Genomic DNA, 1,273 nt, shown 5'->3' on the forward strand with positions numbered 1-1,273 from the left:
CGGCGGATTCAACCGGTCAGCGCAACACCGGTCGGTTGTGGCTTCGAGAGTAGCTCGTTGAGGGCTTCTTTCGGGGTTTTCCAGTCGAGGGTTTTGCGGGGGCGGTCGTTGAGCTGGTTGGCGACGTAGTCGAGGTAGTCGTGGTGGTAGCCGGAGAGGTCTGTGCCTTTCGGGAAGTACTGGCGCAGCAGACCGTTGGTGTTCTCGTTGCTGCCGCGCTGCCAGGGTGAGTGCGGGTTGCAGAAGTAGATGTCCATGTCGAGGGCGATTCGGATCTGCGCGTGATTGGCCATTTCTTTGCCCTGGTCCCACGTGACGGATTTGCGGAGGAATTCCGGCAACCTGCCCATGGTCTCGATCATCGCCTGCTGGACCTCGTCGGCGCCGTGTTTGTCGGGCAGGTGCAGCAGCATCACGAACCGGGTTGTGCGTTCGACCAGGGTGCCGATCGCGGAGCCGCTGTCTTTGCCGACGATCAGGTCACCCTCCCAGTGTCCGGGAACTGCCCGGTCTTCGACCTCGGCGGGCCGGTCGCTGATCAGCACCATGTCGCGGATCCGGCCCTGGCGTTGGGTGGCCCGGCGTTGCGGTTTACGGAGCGCTCTCCCAGTGCGCAACGCCACTGTCAGGTCGCGGCGCAACGCCCCGCGGCCCTGAACATACAGGGATTGGTAGATCGTTTCGTGTGACACCCGCATCTCCGGATCGTCGGGGAAGTCCAACCGCAATCGTCGCATGATCTGCTCCGGGCTGGCCTTCTCCGATAGCCGATTCTGAACCTCGTCCCGGAGCCTGTCATTCAGGGCCAGTTTCGCTGGTTTCGGGCGGGACATCCTCAGATCTGCGCGACGCTGCGCTAACGACGGCGAGTACTTCACCGGCGTCGAACGGGGCCGCCCCATCCTCGACCGCGGTCGGTATTGATGAGGCAGATTTCGCTCCAACTCCCGCAGCACCGTCGACGGATTGCGTCCGATCGACCGGCTGATCGCTCTGATCGACAGGCCGGCGCTGATCCCGGCCAGAATCAGCTCGCGTTCACGAATCGACAAAAACCGTTCGGATGGCGGATTCAACGACAACGGTGTCATGCCACCAGCATTGCGGAACCACACGTCACCCTCCTGCGATGACATGCCCGCAACCGCGGCAGCGTCCTGCGTCGTAGCTCCGTCCCGAATCGCTGTCCAGAACACCCGACGCACAGCACGGGAAACAGGAATACGCATCATCACTCCAAGAAGTCAGAGTGTTGCGCTGACCCCTTGAGCCC

The 1,273-nt window shown here is 62.6% G+C and carries 1 protein-coding gene; it reads right to left on the reverse strand.

Going from position 1 to position 1,273, the window contains the following annotated elements; translation table 11 throughout:
* Positions 1 to 8: 8 nt before the first annotated feature.
* Entirely contained in the window at positions 9 to 1,091 is a 1,083-nt protein-coding gene (locus E3T22_RS14525) for an IS30 family transposase (protein WP_121678472.1), read from the reverse strand.
* Between the last annotated feature and the right edge of the window lie 182 nt (positions 1,092 to 1,273).

The sequence above is a fragment of the Cryobacterium sp. TMB3-10 genome (assembly GCF_004402305.1).
GTDB lineage: Bacteria > Actinomycetota > Actinomycetes > Actinomycetales > Microbacteriaceae > Cryobacterium > Cryobacterium zongtaii.